Source organism: Corynebacterium sp. HMSC062E11 (assembly GCF_001811845.1).
Taxonomy (GTDB): Bacteria; Actinomycetota; Actinomycetes; order Mycobacteriales; family Mycobacteriaceae; genus Corynebacterium; species Corynebacterium hesseae.
Window position 1 is genome coordinate 24,417 of sequence record NZ_KV806782.1, and the last position, 15,602, is coordinate 40,018.

Genomic DNA, 15,602 nt, shown 5'->3' on the forward strand with positions numbered 1-15,602 from the left:
GCCCCATCATTCCTTTCCTGGGTGCTCAGCTGGTAAAGCACGCGCTAAATTCCGGTTAATTTTCCCGCTTGCCCACCAGCATGCCCCGGCGATCAAGGTGGCCACGGCCGCAGAGGACAACGCCGGAATGATCGATAGCGTCCATTCTCGGCCTTCCACCTTGACTAGGTCCGGGTTGCTCTTGGCATAGAGCACCCACACCTGTTGCCCCTCCCCCAGCCCGGTGGGATAAAGCAGTCCGGTGGGCGGGGTGTGATAAATCCCTTTCGAATCCTGGAAATCCACGAAGGTGCGTAAGGTACCGACATCCGTCACCGTGGCCAGGGCGCGCCCGGGGTTGGCGCCTATGGTGCGGTCATTGAGGAAAGGACCGATGACCATTCCCGCCATGCCCACTAAAGCTGCGGCATACAGCACCAGGATCAGCTGGCGCACGCGGCGCCGCGGCATTTACTGACCTACCTTGGCGTTCAGCGCTTCCTGTAGCGCACGGCGCGAGGACCGGGTGGTATGTGCCTCCACCACGGTGATGCCGGTGGAGTATTCCTTCAGCTCCGCGAGGACATCGAGAAGCTCCTGCGCCGAGCTCACCTCGCGGTGCTCAGCGCCGCAGGCTTCCGCCAGCTTGGCGACGCCCACCCCATGCGGCGTCCCAAAGGCCCTCTCGAAGGAGGGGCGCAGGGGCTCGCGGCCTTGTTCAAGCACCTCGAAGATGCCTCCGCCGTCGTCGTTTGAGACGACGACGGTGAGGTTCTCTGGGCGCGGGTTGTCCTCGGGGAGGATGAGGGAGGTGGCGTCGTGCAGGAAGGTGACATCCCCCATGAGCGCCACGGTGCGTGGGGCGCGGGGTGCGTCGGCCTCGCGGGACTGGGTGGCCAGCGCGATACCGATGGCCTGCGCGACGGTGCCGTCGATGCCGGCGGCCCCGCGCGGCGAGTAGGTTTCCACGCCGTCGAAAGGCAGACCGATGAAGGAGGCATCCCGCACCGCGTTAGAGGCTCCGAGCACGAGGGTGTCGCCGACGGCGAGGGTGTCCCCCACCGCGGCGGCGACGTGGAGTCCGGTAAAGCCGATCTCGGGCTTGGTGGCGTCCTCGCCTGTGGCCTCCGCGAGGACCTCGCGTACACCCTCGGCCGCCATCTGTGCGGCGCCTTCGCAGATCTTCATCCATTCGCGCGTGGGCTCGCCGCTGGTCTTGACGGTGGTGCCCAACTGCGCAGCCGCACCGCGCGGGTTGGTGAAATCCTCCGTGCGGGACAGGCAGATGAGGTCGATATCGGGATCACTGAGCAACGCCAGGACGCCGCGGTGCAGGGTGGGATGGCCCACGACGATAACCTGTTCCACCTTGGTGTTGACCACGTAATCATTGGCGGAGACTTGGGCGCGGCGGAAGAGGTGCGCCGCGGCCGGGTGCACCGGGTGATAGGGCGCGGGTGCAGTGGGCTCGGCAATGGTGGGGACGTCCTCCAGCCCCTCGACCTCCCAGGCCTCATCGCCCGCGATGACGAGCGTGTTGCGGCTGAGATCGACGGCCACCTCGCCGTGATTGGACCAGCGCGGGGTGTGCGCGCGGTGCTGCGTGTAATCCGTCGGGGTGCTGGGCAGCTCTTCGCCTACCAGCGGGGCATCGAGAGCCACGTTGATGTGCACCTGGCGGTCATTCAAAAAGCGCTCCGCGATAAGCGGGATATCACTCGTGCTCTCCACCTGGGTGGTCTCCGCATACACGCCGAAGATGCCGGGCTGCTCGATGGTCTGGGAGGCCCCCGTGCCCACCAAGCGGGCCGGCCGGTCCGCGCTGATGACGGCCAGCGGGGTATGCGAGTAATGCGCCTCCACCATCGCGGGCAGGGCATTAGCCACCGCGGTGCCGGAGGTCATCACGATGCCGACGTGCCGGCGTTGGACGCGTGCCAAACCTAAAGCAGCGAAAGCGGCGGAGCGCTCATCCAGGCGGGTATGCACGCGAATATCGCTGCGCGCGAGAAGCGCCAAAGACAGCGGTGCGCTGCGCGAACCCGGGCAGATAACCACGTCGGTGAGGTGCCGCGAAAGCTGGGCCGCCAGTGCTTCGGCCAGCTGCATCGACTCCGGCTGCGCGGAGGCAGTGGGCTCGGTGTGAGATTCAGTATTAGGCATTGCCTGCACCACCCGTATCGAGCTCTTCCATGCCCGAATCGAATTGCTCGAAGAGGTCATTGATCAACCCTTCCAATTCGGCTCCACCCTGGTCCACACGGTCCTGGACGTCCGGCGGCAGCTCCGTCGGCAGCTCCGTCGGAATATCGGTGGGGAGGTTATCCCGCGGCGAGCTCTTGGTGGTGGTCACCGTGGTGGGAACCTCGGTGGTCACGGTCTCGGTAACCGGCTCCGGGGCGGGTTTGTCAGCATCCGCTGCCGCACCGCGCCACAGGAAGAACAGCACGCCGGCGAAAACGACGGCGATAGCAGCGATGGCCGCGAAGACATAGGACAGGGCTCCCCCGCCCTTCTTCGGCTGCTCCACCTGGTAGCTGGACGGGACCGGGTCATATTGCGGCTGCTGATAGTTCTGGTCATAGCCCTGCTGATAGGGCTGACCATAGGCCTGCGTGTTTTGGGATCCGGGCTCCGGGAAGTGTTGTTGGGGACGCTGTGGCGGCTGCTGTTGGGGCGCGCCGAACTGGCGGGTTTCGTTCTCACCGGTGACGCGGCCGAACTGCCGCGTCTCGTTGTCGCCGTTGTTGTTGGTCATGGGATTTACCTTATCGTGCACCCGCGCCACTTAGCACCCGCCCGGTGGGCGTTAGTCCCGTGGAAACCTGACCCGGCGTGCCATCCGCCACAATCTTTCCGCCATCCGAACCAGACCCCGGGCCCATCTCAATAACCCGGTCAGCGCCGGCAATGAGGTGACGGTCATGATCTGCCACCACGACAGTATGGGAGGCCTCCACCAGCGAGTGCAGCTCAGCGATGAGCAGGTCGATATCGGCCGGGTGCAACCCGACGGTGGGCTCATCCAGCAGGTAGACGGTATGGCCCCGGCGCGAGTTTCGGGAGCGCTGCAGCTCCGTGGCAAGCTTGATGCGCTGCGCTTCACCGCCGGAAAGCTCCGGAGCGCCCTGGCCCAAGCGCAGGTAACCTAGCCCCACCGCTTCCAAGGTTTGCAGCGCGTGGAGGATCGGCGCTTCATCTGCAAAGACCTCCAGGGCCTCTTCCACCGTAAGGTCGAGGATGTCCGCGATGGTCCTGTCCTTCCAGCGGATGGACAAGGTGTCATCGTTATAGCGCTGTCCCTGGCAATCCGGGCACTGGGTATAGGAGCCTGGAAGGAAGACCAGCTCGACCTCGATCTGGCCGGCGCCACCGCAGGTGGGGCACTGGCCTTGCTTAACGTTGTAGGAAAAGCGCGAGACCGTCCATTTCTTCTTCTTGGCCTCCGGGGTGGCCGCGAAGAGCTTGCGCACGTTGTCGAAGAGGTTGGTGTACGTCGCCACCGTGGAGCGCGGGGTTCGGCCGATTGGCTTTTGGGTAATGGAGACCACGCGCTTGACCTGCTTCGGACAGTCCGGCCCCGTGAGCATGTCATGGAGTGCGGCCAGCAACGTGGATTTGCCGGAACCCGAAAGCCCAGTAATGGCCGTAAACTGGCCGAGTCCGAAGTCCACGTTGAGGCCATCGATGGTGTGCGAGTGCACCCGGCGCAGCGCGATATCACCGTGCGCCGATCGCGCTTCGACCTTGGGCGTGGGGCGCGGGCGCGCCAAGGCACGCGCGGTGGGAGTATCTGCAGAGTCCGCCGCCTCTATGTAATCGGCAACAGGGCCCGAATACACCACCTGGCCGCCGCGCTCACCGGCGAGCGGGCCGACGTCCACGATCCAATCGGCGTGCTTAACTAGCTCCATGTCGTGCTCCACCAGCAGCACTGAGTTACCCTCCGCGATGAAGCGCCGGCACATGTCGAGCACCGCGCCCCTCTCCACTGGGTGCAGGCCCGCCGACGGCTCATCCAGGACATAGGTCACGCCATAGAGCCCGGAGCGCAGCTGCGCAGCCAGGCGCAGGCGTTGGACCTCACCGCCGGAGAGCGTCTCCGTCGGCCTATCCAAGCTAAGGTGCCCAAGGCCGAGTTCCAGGGCCGATTCAAAGGCGGGGAGAAGCGCTTTAAGCAGCAGATCTTCCGCGTCATTCGGTTGCGGCTTTTGGGCTTTGAGGAGCTCGAAGGCTTCGCTGAGCGGGAGGGCATTGAAACGGTCGATCGGCAGCCCGGCATAGGTAACCTTGAGCGCCTTGACCGTTAGCCGGCGCCCGTCACAGGTATCGCAGCGGCGGGTTTCCATGAAGCTCAAGACGCGGGCGCGGAGTGTATCCGACTTCGTCTCCGCATAGGTCTTGGTCAGGTAGCTGGCCACGGAGCGCCACGTGCCCTCATAGTTGCGCTGGATCTGATCCGCCCCGCGGCGCGGCTTGACGGTTACCACCGGGCGCTCCTCGGTGAAGAGGATCCACTCGCGGTCTTTCTTCGGCAAATCCTCCCACGGTGAATCCAAGTCATAGCCCAGTTCTTGCAGAATGTCGTGGAAGTTCTTGCCCGCCCAGGCTCCGGGCCACGCAGCAATCGCGCCTTCCTCGATGCTCAGGCTGGGGTCCGGCACCATGGACGCCTCCGTGGGTTCGTGGACCACGCCGGTGCCCTGGCACTCCGGGCACATGCCTTCTGGGGTATTCGGGGAGAAGGAATCGGAGTACAGGCCCTCCGGGTTGTCACCGCAGCGCGAGTAAAGAAGGCGCACGGAGTTAGACATGGCGGAGATCGTGCCCACGGTGGAGCGCGCGCTGCTTGCCGACGCCGACTGCTGCAACGCCACCGTCGGCGGCAGCCCCTCGATGCGGCCGACCTGCGGGTCCACCGCTGAAGCGATGAGGCGTCGAGCAAAGGGCGCGACGGATTCCAGGTAGCGGCGCTGGCCTTCGCCATGAATGGTGCCGAAGGCCAGCGAGGACTTGCCGGAACCGGACACCCCCGTCACGGCCACGAGCTGGCCGCGTGGAAGGTCCACATCCACGTTGCGAAGGTTGTGCAGGTGCGCGTCTTTCACGGAAATGGTCATGCCCGCCAGCCTACGCTGCCCTCCGGACATGTACCGTGAGCTGTGTTTTTAAAGGTGCGGCCAGCACTCGCGCACGCGCTCGAACCACCACTCGCGGCGCTCGCCCGGCGCGGCGAGTGTGCTCAGGCGATCCGGGTCGGGGGTGAGGGCTTCGGCGCGCAGGTGACCGTCGACAAGCTCGCGTGGTGCTGTCACATCCTCCAGGAACAGCGACCCGGTGGCCAGGCCCGCAGCGGCCGGGGTGACGTCGATGTCTTCGTCGTCATAGATTTGCGGCAAGGCGGCCACTGCGGCAAGTCCCATGGAGATTCCCACCGAGGTATCCAGGGCAGAGGCCACCGTGATGTCCATGTGGCGCTCGCGCAGGTGGGAGGCTACCTCGAGTACTTTGCGCACCCCGCCCAGCGGCGCGGGCTTAACCACGGCGACATCAGCCGCTTGCAATTCCGCCACCCGATAAGGGTCGCTGGCCTTGCGGATAGATTCATCCGCCGCCACCCGCACGAAAATCCCGGCGCGCATGAGCTGGGTGCGCACCTCCTTGAGTTCCTCAACGGTCTTGCACGGCTGCTCCATGTAATCCAGCGGCATGAGCTCCTTGGCCGCGGTGACGGCTTCCTCAACGCTCCAGCCGCAGTTGGCGTCGACGCGCAAAACCGGCACGCGACCCTGTGCCTCGATGTAGGCGCGGACAGCGTGAACGCGCGCGATATCGTCCTCTAGGGTCTGCCCCTTCTCCGCCACCTTGATTTTGAAGGTGCGGCAGCCGGGATAGCGCTCCATGACCTCCGGCACCTGCTCGGCAGGAACCGCAGGGACGGTGCCGTTGACTTCTACCCACTCGCGCACGGGTTCCGGAAAGCCTTCGTAGGCCGCTTCCAGCCCGGCGGCGAGCCAGCGGGCGGATTCCTCCGCCCCGTACTCCAGGAAGGGGGCGAACTCACCCCAGCCCGCGGGGCCATCGATAAGCAATGCTTCCCGGGTCGTAATGCCACGGAACTTCACGGCGAGTGGAAGGGAGACCACGTGGGCGCGGTCGAGGACGTCATCAATGTGCATGACGTTCATCGTACGTGTGGGGGGGGTTGAGCGCGACACCTGTCATAGCCGGTGTTACCTTTAAACAGTAAGTGGATATAACCAGAAGAAGGATCTTTACATGCTCTACCTTCTCATCGCGCTACTGGCCATCGCCGCAGTTGTCTACCTCATCTATAAGAAAGTCCACGCCGCGGCCTCCATCTTTGCCGTTGGCGTAATCCTGCTCATGCTCGCCGCTCTCACTGGGCGCGCGGACTTCCGAACCACAGAAATTGAAGCGACCGGCAATGCCTTCTACGACCAGCTGCTCGTCGTGGACGCGCTGTTCAAGTCGCGCTTCTCCGGCATCGGTATGGCGATTATGGTGCTCTTCGGCTTTGTGTCCTATATGCGCCACATCGGCGCGGATGCCAAGACGGTCGTGGTGCTCTCCTCACCGCTCAAGCGCTTCAAAGGCTCCTACTGGCTGGTCCCAGTGGGCTTCATCCTGGGCACGCTGCTCTCACTGGTGATCCCCTCGGCCGCAGCGCTTTCCCTATTGCTCGTGGCCACGCTCCTTCCAGCACTCATCGCTGCGGGCCTGACACCCCTGACCGTGGGCGCCATCGTGGTGACCTCCTCCACCATCGTTCCCACCCCGCTGGAGGCCGGCCTCATTCAGGGCGCCGACCTCACCAACATGACGCCGACGGAATTCGTCTACGGCGCCGTCGCCTACGCCACGGTTCCCACGCTGCTCATCACGGCCTTCGTCCACATGTGGTGGCAGCACCGCTGCGATAAGGCGGATGCCCGCAAAGCCCTGGCCTCCGGTGAAGTCACCGCCGACTCGATGAGCGATAAAGCCACTGAGGAAGCCATCGCCCGCGCCGCTTCCCTGCCGGGTTACTACGCCGTGCTCCCGCTCATGCCGCTGCTACTCATCATCATCTCCGCCATCCTCAACCGCATGGGCGTTATCCCCTTTGAGGGCGGCATCCTCCCGGTGACCGTGGTCTCCCTGTTCATCGCGATGATCATCGAGTCCATCCGCAAGCGCACCGTCACGGGTGCGGTGGATTCCATCTCCAGCTTCTTCAAGGGCATGGGCGAGGGCGCTGCGGGCGTCGTGGCCCTGCTGGTTGCCGCCGCCGTCCTGGTGGAAGGTATTACGCAGATGGGCGTCATTGACATGCTTATCGACGCCGCCGAGGGCTCCTCCGGCGCCGCCGTCCTCATCGTCCTCATCTTCGTCGCCGCCACCGCCGCGATGGCAGCACTCACCGGCTCCGGCACCGCGCCTTACTTCGCCTTCTCTGAGGTAGTGCCCAACCTGGCCTCGCAGACCTCCATCCACGCCCCGCAGATGCTCACCGCCATTTGGGGAACGTCCAACCTCATGCGCCAGGTCTCCCCGGTCAACGCCGCGGTGCTCATTGTTGCCGGCGCCATCAAGGTCAACCCCATCCAATTGGTCAAGCGCACCTCCGTGCCCATGATTGTGGCGACGGTGCTCAACACGCTGTTTGCGTTCATGTTTATTGGGTAGCGGTTTCCGCGCGGGCTCAACGTTAATCACGGAGCCCGCGGTACGTTTTGGTAAATAAGGTCCCCCAAATCCGAAAATCTGCGGGCATATTTACGAAAACGTACCGACCAAGCGTGCACGACGTACATATCGATCAAATAAGGCCCCAGATCATCGAAGTTTTAGGCCACTATTTGTTAGAACCGTCACGGCTCTAAGGCGGAGCCTACTGACTGCCGTACAATTGCTTAGACAATGAATCCCATCAAGGGTGAAGGAGCAACCATGCTACTGGCTGAAGCCTTGGCCGAGCGTGCCCAGGCGCAGGAGCGCCTCAACTCGCTGAGTGACCGCCTCGCGGCGACGGTCCGCATTCAGGAAGGCGATGAACCGGATGAAAATCCGACCGATCTCCTCCGCGAACTCGAGGGCGTGACCAAGCGCATCGATGAGCTCGTCATCGCCATCAACGCCACGAACACGGCCACCGCGTTCGACGATGAGATCACGCTCATGGAAGCGCTGGCGCTGCGTGATGGTCTGCTACGCAAGCGCCGCATCTACCAGGGACTGGCAGAGCGTGCGGGTGCGCGCCACGACCGTTACTCCCGCTCAGAGATCAAGTTCGTGGCCACGGTGCCCGTGCCGAAGTTGCGCGAGCGCGCCGACGATCTGGCCCGCCAGTACCGCGAGCTGGATACCCGCATCCAGCAGCTGAACTGGAATACGGAACTGATAACTAAATAAGGTCTGCCGCTAGTTGTGCCGCATTCTTGCGGCACGTAGTCATGTCGTTCGACATGTAGTCACGTCGCGCGCCTCATGCGCGCGACGGTAGCCCACCCTCTTCGCAGCGAGCGCAACCCTTACTGGGCAGGGAAAAGTCCAGTGCTTCTCAGGCGCCTTCGTAGCGCAAGAAGGCAGGGAGGTTCGATTCCGTCCCACTGTATGGTGTACCGCGCTGGTACGGAGTACACGTGCACATTGACGGGGATAATCCCGCAGTATTGTTTATTGTTTATCACCGCCGCGCTGGGCGGAGAGTGTGGGTGAGGGTTGGGAATGGGGACTATACTTCCGGCGCACTGCTTTCCAATTAAGCTGGTGTGCCATGAGCGAGCAGAAGAATTACAGCACCGATAACCCTTTCAAGCCGGAGCTCTGGCAGCCCGTCAAGGGCTTTGAGGATCTCACGGATATCACCTATCACCGACTTAACAGTGACGGTCCAAAGCCACAGCGTAAGGATGGCATCGTCCGCATCGCCTTCGACCGCCCTGAGGTGCGCAATGCGTTTCGCCCGCACACGGTAGATGAGCTTTACCGCGCGCTGGACCACGCGCGCCGCACCCCGGATGTAGGAACAGTACTTCTCACCGGCAACGGGCCTTCCCAGAAGGACGGCGGCTGGGCGTTTTGCTCCGGCGGTGACCAGCGCATCCGCGGCCGCTCCGGGTATCGCTATGCCACGGAGCATGCGCATGATGACGCGACTGCCGACGAATCCACTGTCGACACCGCCCGCGAGAAGGTTGAGGGCGGCCGCCTGCATATCTTGGAGGTCCAGCGCCTCATCCGCACCATGCCCAAGGTGGTCATCGCCGTGGTCAACGGTTGGGCCGCCGGCGGCGGGCACTCCCTGCACGTGGTGTGCGATATGACCATCGCCTCCCGCCAGGAAGCACGCTTCAAGCAGACCGACGCCGACGTCGGTTCCTTCGACGCCGGCTATGGCTCGGCCTACTTGGCCAAGATGGTGGGCCAAAAGTACGCCCGCGAGATCTTCTTCTTGGGCCGCACCTATGACGCGCAGCGCATGTACGAGATGGGCGCGGTCAACGAGGTAGTTGACCACGCCGATCTGGAGGACGCCGCCATCAAGATGGGGCGCGAAATCAATATGAAGTCCCCCACCGCCCAGCGCATGCTCAAGTTCGCCTTCAACCTCACCGATGATGGCCTCATGGGCCAGCAGGTCTTCGCCGGCGAGGCCACCCGCCTGGCCTATATGACCGACGAGGCCGTCGAGGGCAAGGAGTCCTTCCTGGAAAAGCGCGAGCCCAACTGGGATGACTTCCCGTACTACTACTAGGCCTCCATCGAGGGCTAGTGCCTTCTCTTCCACCCGAAAGATAAAAAGAGAGTAATATCCGGGACAGTTAACGCCAGTAACTATAGCTCCCACGGAGGCAACCTTGACCACGGAGAAAATCAATCAGATAACCCGCCCAATCGGACTTGTCCTCTGCCTAATCCTTTTGGTTTCCCTGCGACACTTTACCGAATGGTCATGGCTGCTACGGGCGGGCGTCGCCGTTGGCGCAACCATCGCCGCCATGCTGGTGCTGATTTTTATCCTAGGTTGCTTCTCCACGGAAGAAGACACCCCCGAGACACACGAGGCCACTTCTTAAGGCTTAAGCCAGTAGGGAGGGCAGGTAGGGACCTACCAGCTATCCTAATTACCACCAATCACCTTCACCCAGGGAGAGCCTGAAGTGCTGTATTTCGCCATTGCCCTCGCGGCCATCGCGCTCATTGCCGTCATTGCATCGCGAGTGTGGATGTTGCGGCGCATCCAGCAGGCTCAGAGGGACGGTGAGCGCCCCTTCGATCAGGAGGATGAGCTCATCAACCCTTACGAACACCGCGGGCGGTAACCTAACTAACCGTGACTTTCCTCTCTCCTCTGCCCGTCGATCCGCGTGACCCTGCCGCCATCCTCCCTGATCTGGAAGCGGCCATCGCAGGACAAGCCACCTTCCTGCCCATTCCGGCGGAGGACCGCACCCGCGCGCAGCTGCTGCGCAACCACATGCGCGCAGGAGAACCTATTGACTCCTCCATCGCACTCGTCGTGGCCACCTCTGGGTCCACGGGCACACCGAAGGGCGCGCAACTCACGGCCGCCAACTTGGTGTCTAGTGCCGATGCCACGCACCGGACTTTAGGCGGCACCGGTCAGTGGCTACTAGCCATGCCCGCCTCCCATATCGCGGGCATCCAGGTATTGGTGCGCTCCCTCGTCGCGGGCGTGGAGCCGCTCTGCCTTGACCTGTCGGAAGGTTTTTCCATCCCCAATTTCGCCCGCGCCGCGCACGAGCTGGCCGCCACCGGGGATCGCTCATACACGGGCCTGACCCCCATGCAGCTGGCCAAGGCCATGGATTCGCTAGAGGGAATCGAGGCCCTGCGCACCTTTGACGCCATCCTCGTCGGAGGTGCTGCCACCCACCCACAGTTGTTGGAGTCAGCGAAGAAGCTGCGCATCACCATCGTCACCACCTACGGTTCCTCGGAGACTTCCGGTGGCTGCGTCTACAACGGACAGCCACTGGATCGCGCTCTTGTTCGCATCGGCGACGAGGGGCGCATTTACCTTGGCGGGCCCATGATTGCGCAGGGCTATCGAAACGTGGACTCAGATGCCTTCATGGTCGATGAGTCCGGTACCTCGTGGTTTGCTACCTCCGACGCCGGCGCGCTTCACGACGGCCACCTCACCGTCACCGGGCGCCTCGACAACATCCTGAACACCGGCGGGCTCAAGCTCCACCCAGAGCAGCTCGAGCAGCACATCCTTCGCGTGCCGGGAGTGGACGGCGTGTGCGTGGTCGGCATCCCCCACCCACGCTTGGGACAGATGATCGTCGCTGCCTATACCGGATGGGCGGATGTCGGCGATATCCTTGTGGCTCTCGACGATAGTGGCCTTCCCCGGTGGCAAATCCCCAAGGACTTCAAGCGCCTGGCCCAGCTCCCCACCACCGGTCCCGGCAAGGTTGACCGCCTCGCCGTCGCCCGCATGTGGGACAGCTAAGCTTCCGCTTCGCCAAAGCTGCGTACGGCAATGCCGCGCGCAGCGGATTCCCCGAGGGGGAAGTGTGAACCTTCATCGACGGCAACCTCGAGCACACCCGCAACCGAAGGGGCAACGACGGTCAATTCTACTCCCGGCCGCACTCCATATTTATCCAGGTAGCGCAAAAATTCGCCATCAGCGTCAGTGACCTGCTCCACGGTGACGGGGGTCTGCGCGGGGACGTCGATAAGCGTAATGCGCGAGACCGGCTCGGCAGTGCCATCCGGGGCAGGTATGGGATCACCATGCGGATCGCGGGCGGGGTTGCCCAGGAAAGAATCAAGACGTTCAACGAGCCTGTCGGACGTCGCGTGCTCTAGCATTTCTGCCTCATCGTGCACCTCATCCCAGGTATAGCCCAGAGTGCGCACGAGGAAGGTTTCCAGGAGCCGATGCCGGCGCACCATTGCCACAGCCAGCCGCCGGCCTTCCTCAACAAGCCGAACACCGAAGTAGCGTTCGTGTTCCACCAGCCCCTTCGCGGCCAGGCGCTTGACCGCCTCCGACGTGGTGGGCAGCTTCTGCCCCGCCGCTTTAGCTAGGTCCCCCAGCGGCATCGCGGTATTAGCGCCCTCTTTCTCCTCATAGGTCCAGAGGATCTTGAGGTAATCCTGGGTGCGTTCGGGCAGCTCACTGATGTGCATACCCCCATCGTAGTTCAGCCTATTGCTTCCAAAGGTTTCAGGTCTTATGCTCTTTCAACTTCAATCTATTGAACATCGACATTCACTTTTAATAAGAGAGGTTTCCCGTGAAGAAACTTATTGCGCTTCCCCTCGCTTCCCTCGTGGCTGCCACCGCGCTGACTGCCTGCACCAGCAGCGACTCCGCCGAAGCCCAGGACGACAATCTGACGATCTTCGCCACGACTGGTTACTTGGCTGATGCGGCCGCCAATATCGCCCCGGACGCCGACATCACCACCATGGTCGGTCCCGGCGGCGATCCGCACACCTACCAGCCCACCACGCGCGATATTGAAAAGATGCAGGACGCCGACCTCGTCCTCTGGAATGGCCTTCACCTCGAGGCGCAAATGGTGGACCAGCTCTCCTCCCTCGGTGAGAAGCAGCTAGCTGTCGGCGAACAGCTCGATACTGCTGACCTTCTGCCGTGGCCCGAGCAAGGTGACAAGGGCGAAAAACTCTACGACCCGCACATCTGGAATAGCCCCGAGCTGTGGAGCCAGGTCGTCGATCACATCGGCACCAAACTCGGCGAAATCGACTCTGACAATGCCGAAGACTATGCCGCGGCCGCCGATGAATATGAAGACAAGATTGCAGCCGCGCATGACAAAGCGGCTAAGGAACTCGAAAACGCCTCCCCGCGCGTCCTCATCACCGGCCATGACGCCTTCAACTACTTCGGCAAGACCTTCGACTTTGAAGTCCAAGCCACCGACTTCGTGACCACCGAAGCCACCAAGTCCGCCACTGAGATCTCCGAGCTCGCGGATACGATCGCGGAGAAGAAGGTCCCCGTTATCTTCCAAGATAACCAGGCGAACCCACAGGCCATCACTTCTCTCAAGGAAGCCGTAGAAACCCGCAACTGGACAGTCACCATCTCGGATGAAGAGCTCTTTGCCGATACCCTCGGCCCGGAAGCCCCAACCGATACCTACCTCGGAGCCTTCGAACATAACGCTAGCGCCGTGGCGAAAGCACTAAGCTAATGCTCAGCGTAGGAAACCTCACCGCCGGCTATCCCCGCACGCCGGTGCTTCACGACGCCTCCTTCACCCTCACCCCCGCGACTATCACCGGGCTGGTGGGTGCGAACGGGTCGGGAAAGTCTACTCTGGTCCGCACGCTGGTAGGGCTCCTTCCGCCTCTAGCCTGCGGGTCGATGACCTTCGATGGCGTCGATCTGGCACATTTTCGGCAGCGTCTCGGATATATGCCACAACATGCGGATATCGACTGGAATTACCCTGCCACCGCCTTCGACATCGCCCTGATGGGCCGCACCGCCGGGCTGCGCTGGTGGCAGTGGCCCAGCCGCGCTGACAAAGACGCCGCTCACGCCGCGCTTTCCCGCACCGGAATGCAGGCACACGCGCAGCTGCCGATTTCCGCCCTGTCTGGTGGTCAGCGCCAGCGCGTGTTGTTGGCGCGCACGCTCGTTAGCGAGCCGGAATTCATCATCCTCGACGAGCCCTTCGCTGGTGTCGATGCCGCGAGTCAGCGCGCCATCATGGATGTACTCAAGGAACTGCGCGAGAACGGCGTGACCATCCTGCTGGTGCATCACAACCTGGCGGAGGTCGCCGACTTTTGCGATGAGGTCCTCATGGTCGGCCACGGCCGGCTCATTGCTGCTGGCCCCACCGAGCAGGTACTTACCGAGTCCGCCATTGCCGACATGTTTTCCCTGCCATCATGAACCCACTCGAGCTTCTTCAGAACTACACCTATACCCAGGCACTCCTGGGCACCGTGCTCATCGGTGGCTGCGCTGGCGCGCTAGGCCCACTGGTATATGTTCGCCGCACCAGCCTGCTGGCCGATGCCATCTCGCATTCTTCCCTGCCTGGACTGCTCACCGCCTTCCTCGTGGCCACCGCCATTGGCTGGGACGGGCGAAATGTCTGGCTTCTTTCTTGCGGCGCCCTGCTCACCGGAACCCTCGCGGTGGGGTGCATTCACCTCATCCCGCGGTTAACTCCCCTGGGGCAAACCACTGCGATGGCGGCCACGCTAACCACATTTTTCTCGGTGGGAATGCTGCTCATGCAGTATATTTCCCGCCGACCATTGCCTGGCAAGGCCGGAATCCAGGATTATTTGCTGGGAAATGCCTCCACGCTCACTCGCGCGGATGTACGGTCCACACTCATCATCGGTGGCTGCGTGCTGCTTTTTCTTTTCCTCATTCACACCCGGCAGGCCGCAGTCACTTTTGATTCAAGTTTTGCCCAGGTAGCCGGCATCCGCACCTCGTTCCTCAACGCGGCTAGTTTCTTCGCCCTCACCGCCATCACGGTGCTCGGCGTCAAAGTCGTCGGCGTAGTGCTCATGGTCGCCGTGGTCATCAGCCCTGCCGCCGCTGCCCGCCCCTGGACCACGCGCTTGCTACCTTTCATCGCGCTCTCCGGGTTCTTCGGCGCGGCCACCGCTGCTCTCGGCTGCTATGTCTCCATTGCGCACGGCCCGCTGCCCACCGGTCCGGTCATCGTCCTGGCTCAGGCGGCGCTCGTCACTATCAGCCTCACCAGTAGAAAGCTAGCCTCATGACCCTCGCCGCGACCGCTTGTCTCCTTGCCGTTCTGACGGCCTTGGCCTGTGCTATCCCCGGCACCTTTGTTGTCCTCAAAGGCCAGGCCATGCTTATCGACGGCATCGGCCATGCCGTCCTTCCCGGAATTGCCGTCGGCTACCTCTTTACCGCAGATCTAGATTCACCCATCTTGCTCGTTACCGCGGCCGCTGGCGCCTTGGTGGTGGCGTTGGGAACTGACGCACTACAGCGCAGCCCGCTGGTGACTGCTGATTCCGCCCTCGGATTGGTCTTTCCCGCCCTGTTTGCCGCCGGAGTCATCCTGATTTCTACGCACATGAGCCACGTGCACCTTGATGTCCACGCCGTTCTCGTCGGTGATCTCAACCTCGCGGCCTTCTCCAATCCCAACTATTGCTACATCATGGCCGCAGTGCTGGGTATCAATGCTCTCTTCCTCGCCCTTACACTGCCGCGTTTATCCGCCACGACTTTTGACGCCGATTTTTGTGCCGCACGCGGGGTGCCCACGCGCGTTCTTCACATCATATTTATGACCGTGGTTGCCTGCACCGCCACCGCCGCCTTTCACGCTGCCGGTGCCATGCTGGTCATCGCTCTCATGGTATTCCCGACGATGACCGCGCGGCTGCTTACTCAGCGCGTGCCCACGCTGGTGTTGACCGCCTGTGGCGTTGCCGCTATCAGCGCGGTCGTGGGATTTTGGGTTGCCTATGTCCTTGACGCGGCTACCTCTGCCGCAATGACAGTCACCAATGCCGTTATTTTCGTTGCAGTGCTCATCATCTACCGCTTTCGCCAACGCACCAGCTCATTGCCGCAGCACACCACACCAGTGGCACAATAGTGA

General features: G+C 62.7%; 15 protein-coding genes. 9 read left to right on the forward strand and 6 right to left on the reverse strand.

The window, feature by feature from the left end:
• Positions 1–6 precede the first annotated feature (6 nt).
• Genes HMPREF2822_RS03465 through HMPREF2822_RS03485 form a run of 5 tightly spaced genes read right to left on the reverse strand, consistent with a single transcriptional unit; the run spans position 7 to position 6,158 of the window.
• Complete coding sequence (locus HMPREF2822_RS03465; RefSeq protein WP_070520992.1) at positions 7–450, reverse strand: DUF3592 domain-containing protein; 444 nt, start codon at positions 448–450, stop codon at positions 7–9.
• The gene (menD, locus tag HMPREF2822_RS03470; protein WP_070520994.1) at positions 451–2,142 is read right to left on the reverse strand and encodes a 2-succinyl-5-enolpyruvyl-6-hydroxy-3-cyclohexene-1-carboxylic-acid synthase; all 1,692 of its coding nucleotides are present in this window, start codon (positions 2,140–2,142) and stop codon (positions 451–453) included.
• Positions 2,135–2,737: a hypothetical protein gene (locus tag HMPREF2822_RS03475; RefSeq protein WP_070447990.1), complete on the reverse strand. Its 603-nt coding sequence runs from the start codon at positions 2,735–2,737 to the stop codon at positions 2,135–2,137. Before HMPREF2822_RS03475 ends, menD begins: the two co-directional genes overlap by 8 nt.
• A gap of 10 nt (positions 2,738–2,747) precedes the next feature.
• Entirely contained in the window at positions 2,748–5,099 is a 2,352-nt protein-coding gene (locus HMPREF2822_RS03480) for an ATP-binding cassette domain-containing protein (protein ID WP_070520997.1), read from the reverse strand.
• Between the two features lie 48 nt (positions 5,100–5,147).
• Entirely contained in the window at positions 5,148–6,158 is a 1,011-nt protein-coding gene (locus tag HMPREF2822_RS03485) for an o-succinylbenzoate synthase (protein WP_070521283.1), read from the reverse strand.
• 100 nt (positions 6,159–6,258) lie between these two features.
• On the opposite strand from HMPREF2822_RS03485, the gene dcuC reads away from it, so the two are divergent.
• The 5 genes from dcuC (at position 6,259) to menE (ending at position 11,467) form a co-directional block, all read left to right on the forward strand.
• On the forward strand, positions 6,259–7,668 hold the full coding sequence (gene dcuC, locus HMPREF2822_RS03490; protein ID WP_070521000.1) for a C4-dicarboxylate transporter DcuC: 1,410 nt from the start codon (positions 6,259–6,261) through the stop codon (positions 7,666–7,668).
• 264 nt (positions 7,669–7,932) lie between these two features.
• On the forward strand, positions 7,933–8,394 hold the full coding sequence (locus HMPREF2822_RS03495; protein ID WP_010189741.1) for a DIP1984 family protein: 462 nt from the start codon (positions 7,933–7,935) through the stop codon (positions 8,392–8,394).
• 364 nt (positions 8,395–8,758) lie between these two features.
• Positions 8,759–9,739: a 1,4-dihydroxy-2-naphthoyl-CoA synthase gene (locus tag HMPREF2822_RS03500; protein WP_070521004.1), complete on the forward strand. Its 981-nt coding sequence runs from the start codon at positions 8,759–8,761 to the stop codon at positions 9,737–9,739.
• A gap of 406 nt (positions 9,740–10,145) precedes the next feature.
• Entirely contained in the window at positions 10,146–10,307 is a 162-nt protein-coding gene (locus HMPREF2822_RS13475) for a hypothetical protein (protein ID WP_010189743.1), read from the forward strand.
• A gap of 11 nt (positions 10,308–10,318) precedes the next feature.
• Positions 10,319–11,467, forward strand: coding sequence for an o-succinylbenzoate--CoA ligase (gene menE, locus HMPREF2822_RS03510; protein WP_070521010.1), 1,149 nt, complete (start codon positions 10,319–10,321; stop codon positions 11,465–11,467).
• Here the strand turns inward: menE and HMPREF2822_RS03515 are convergent.
• A complete protein-coding gene (locus HMPREF2822_RS03515) occupies positions 11,464–12,153 on the reverse strand; it encodes a metal-dependent transcriptional regulator (protein ID WP_046647781.1) in 690 nt (229 codons plus the stop codon). The two genes, menE and HMPREF2822_RS03515, sit on opposite strands and share 4 nt — an antisense overlap.
• Before the next feature lie 107 nt (positions 12,154–12,260).
• On the opposite strand from HMPREF2822_RS03515, the gene HMPREF2822_RS03520 reads away from it, so the two are divergent.
• From HMPREF2822_RS03520 to HMPREF2822_RS03535, 4 genes are read left to right on the forward strand one after another with little or no spacing between them, the layout of a single operon-like run.
• Positions 12,261–13,187, forward strand: coding sequence for a metal ABC transporter substrate-binding protein (locus HMPREF2822_RS03520; protein ID WP_070521016.1), 927 nt, complete (start codon positions 12,261–12,263; stop codon positions 13,185–13,187).
• Entirely contained in the window at positions 13,187–13,897 is a 711-nt protein-coding gene (locus HMPREF2822_RS03525) for a metal ABC transporter ATP-binding protein (RefSeq protein WP_010189751.1), read from the forward strand. Before HMPREF2822_RS03520 ends, HMPREF2822_RS03525 begins: the two co-directional genes overlap by 1 nt.
• Positions 13,894–14,748 (forward strand): metal ABC transporter permease, encoded by an 855-nt coding sequence (locus HMPREF2822_RS03530; RefSeq protein ID WP_010189752.1) that lies wholly within the window; start codon positions 13,894–13,896, stop codon positions 14,746–14,748. Before HMPREF2822_RS03525 ends, HMPREF2822_RS03530 begins: the two co-directional genes overlap by 4 nt.
• On the forward strand, positions 14,745–15,599 hold the full coding sequence (locus HMPREF2822_RS03535) for a metal ABC transporter permease (protein ID WP_010189755.1): 855 nt from the start codon (positions 14,745–14,747) through the stop codon (positions 15,597–15,599). The genes HMPREF2822_RS03530 and HMPREF2822_RS03535 overlap by 4 nt, the downstream gene beginning before the upstream one ends.
• The last annotated feature ends 3 nt before the right edge of the window (positions 15,600–15,602 follow it).

Coding starts and splice junctions, on each gene's coding strand:
- HMPREF2822_RS03500 (WP_070521004.1), top strand. CDS start 8,759: ATGAGCGAGCAGAAGAATTACAGCACCGATAACCCTTTCAAGCCGGAG.
- HMPREF2822_RS03495 (WP_010189741.1), top strand. CDS start 7,933: ATGCTACTGGCTGAAGCCTTGGCCGAGCGTGCCCAGGCGCAGGAGCGC.
- HMPREF2822_RS03475 (WP_070447990.1), bottom strand. CDS start 2,737: ATGACCAACAACAACGGCGACAACGAGACGCGGCAGTTCGGCCGCGTC.
- HMPREF2822_RS03465 (WP_070520992.1), bottom strand. CDS start 450: ATGCCGCGGCGCCGCGTGCGCCAGCTGATCCTGGTGCTGTATGCCGCA.
- HMPREF2822_RS03480 (WP_070520997.1), bottom strand. CDS start 5,099: ATGACCATTTCCGTGAAAGACGCGCACCTGCACAACCTTCGCAACGTG.
- HMPREF2822_RS03515 (WP_046647781.1), bottom strand. CDS start 12,153: ATGCACATCAGTGAGCTGCCCGAACGCACCCAGGATTACCTCAAGATC.
- HMPREF2822_RS03525 (WP_010189751.1), top strand. CDS start 13,187: ATGCTCAGCGTAGGAAACCTCACCGCCGGCTATCCCCGCACGCCGGTG.
- menD (WP_070520994.1), bottom strand. CDS start 2,142: ATGCCTAATACTGAATCTCACACCGAGCCCACTGCCTCCGCGCAGCCG.
- HMPREF2822_RS03535 (WP_010189755.1), top strand. CDS start 14,745: ATGACCCTCGCCGCGACCGCTTGTCTCCTTGCCGTTCTGACGGCCTTG.
- HMPREF2822_RS03530 (WP_010189752.1), top strand. CDS start 13,894: ATGAACCCACTCGAGCTTCTTCAGAACTACACCTATACCCAGGCACTC.
- dcuC (WP_070521000.1), top strand. CDS start 6,259: ATGCTCTACCTTCTCATCGCGCTACTGGCCATCGCCGCAGTTGTCTAC.
- HMPREF2822_RS03485 (WP_070521283.1), bottom strand. CDS start 6,158: ATGCACATTGATGACGTCCTCGACCGCGCCCACGTGGTCTCCCTTCCA.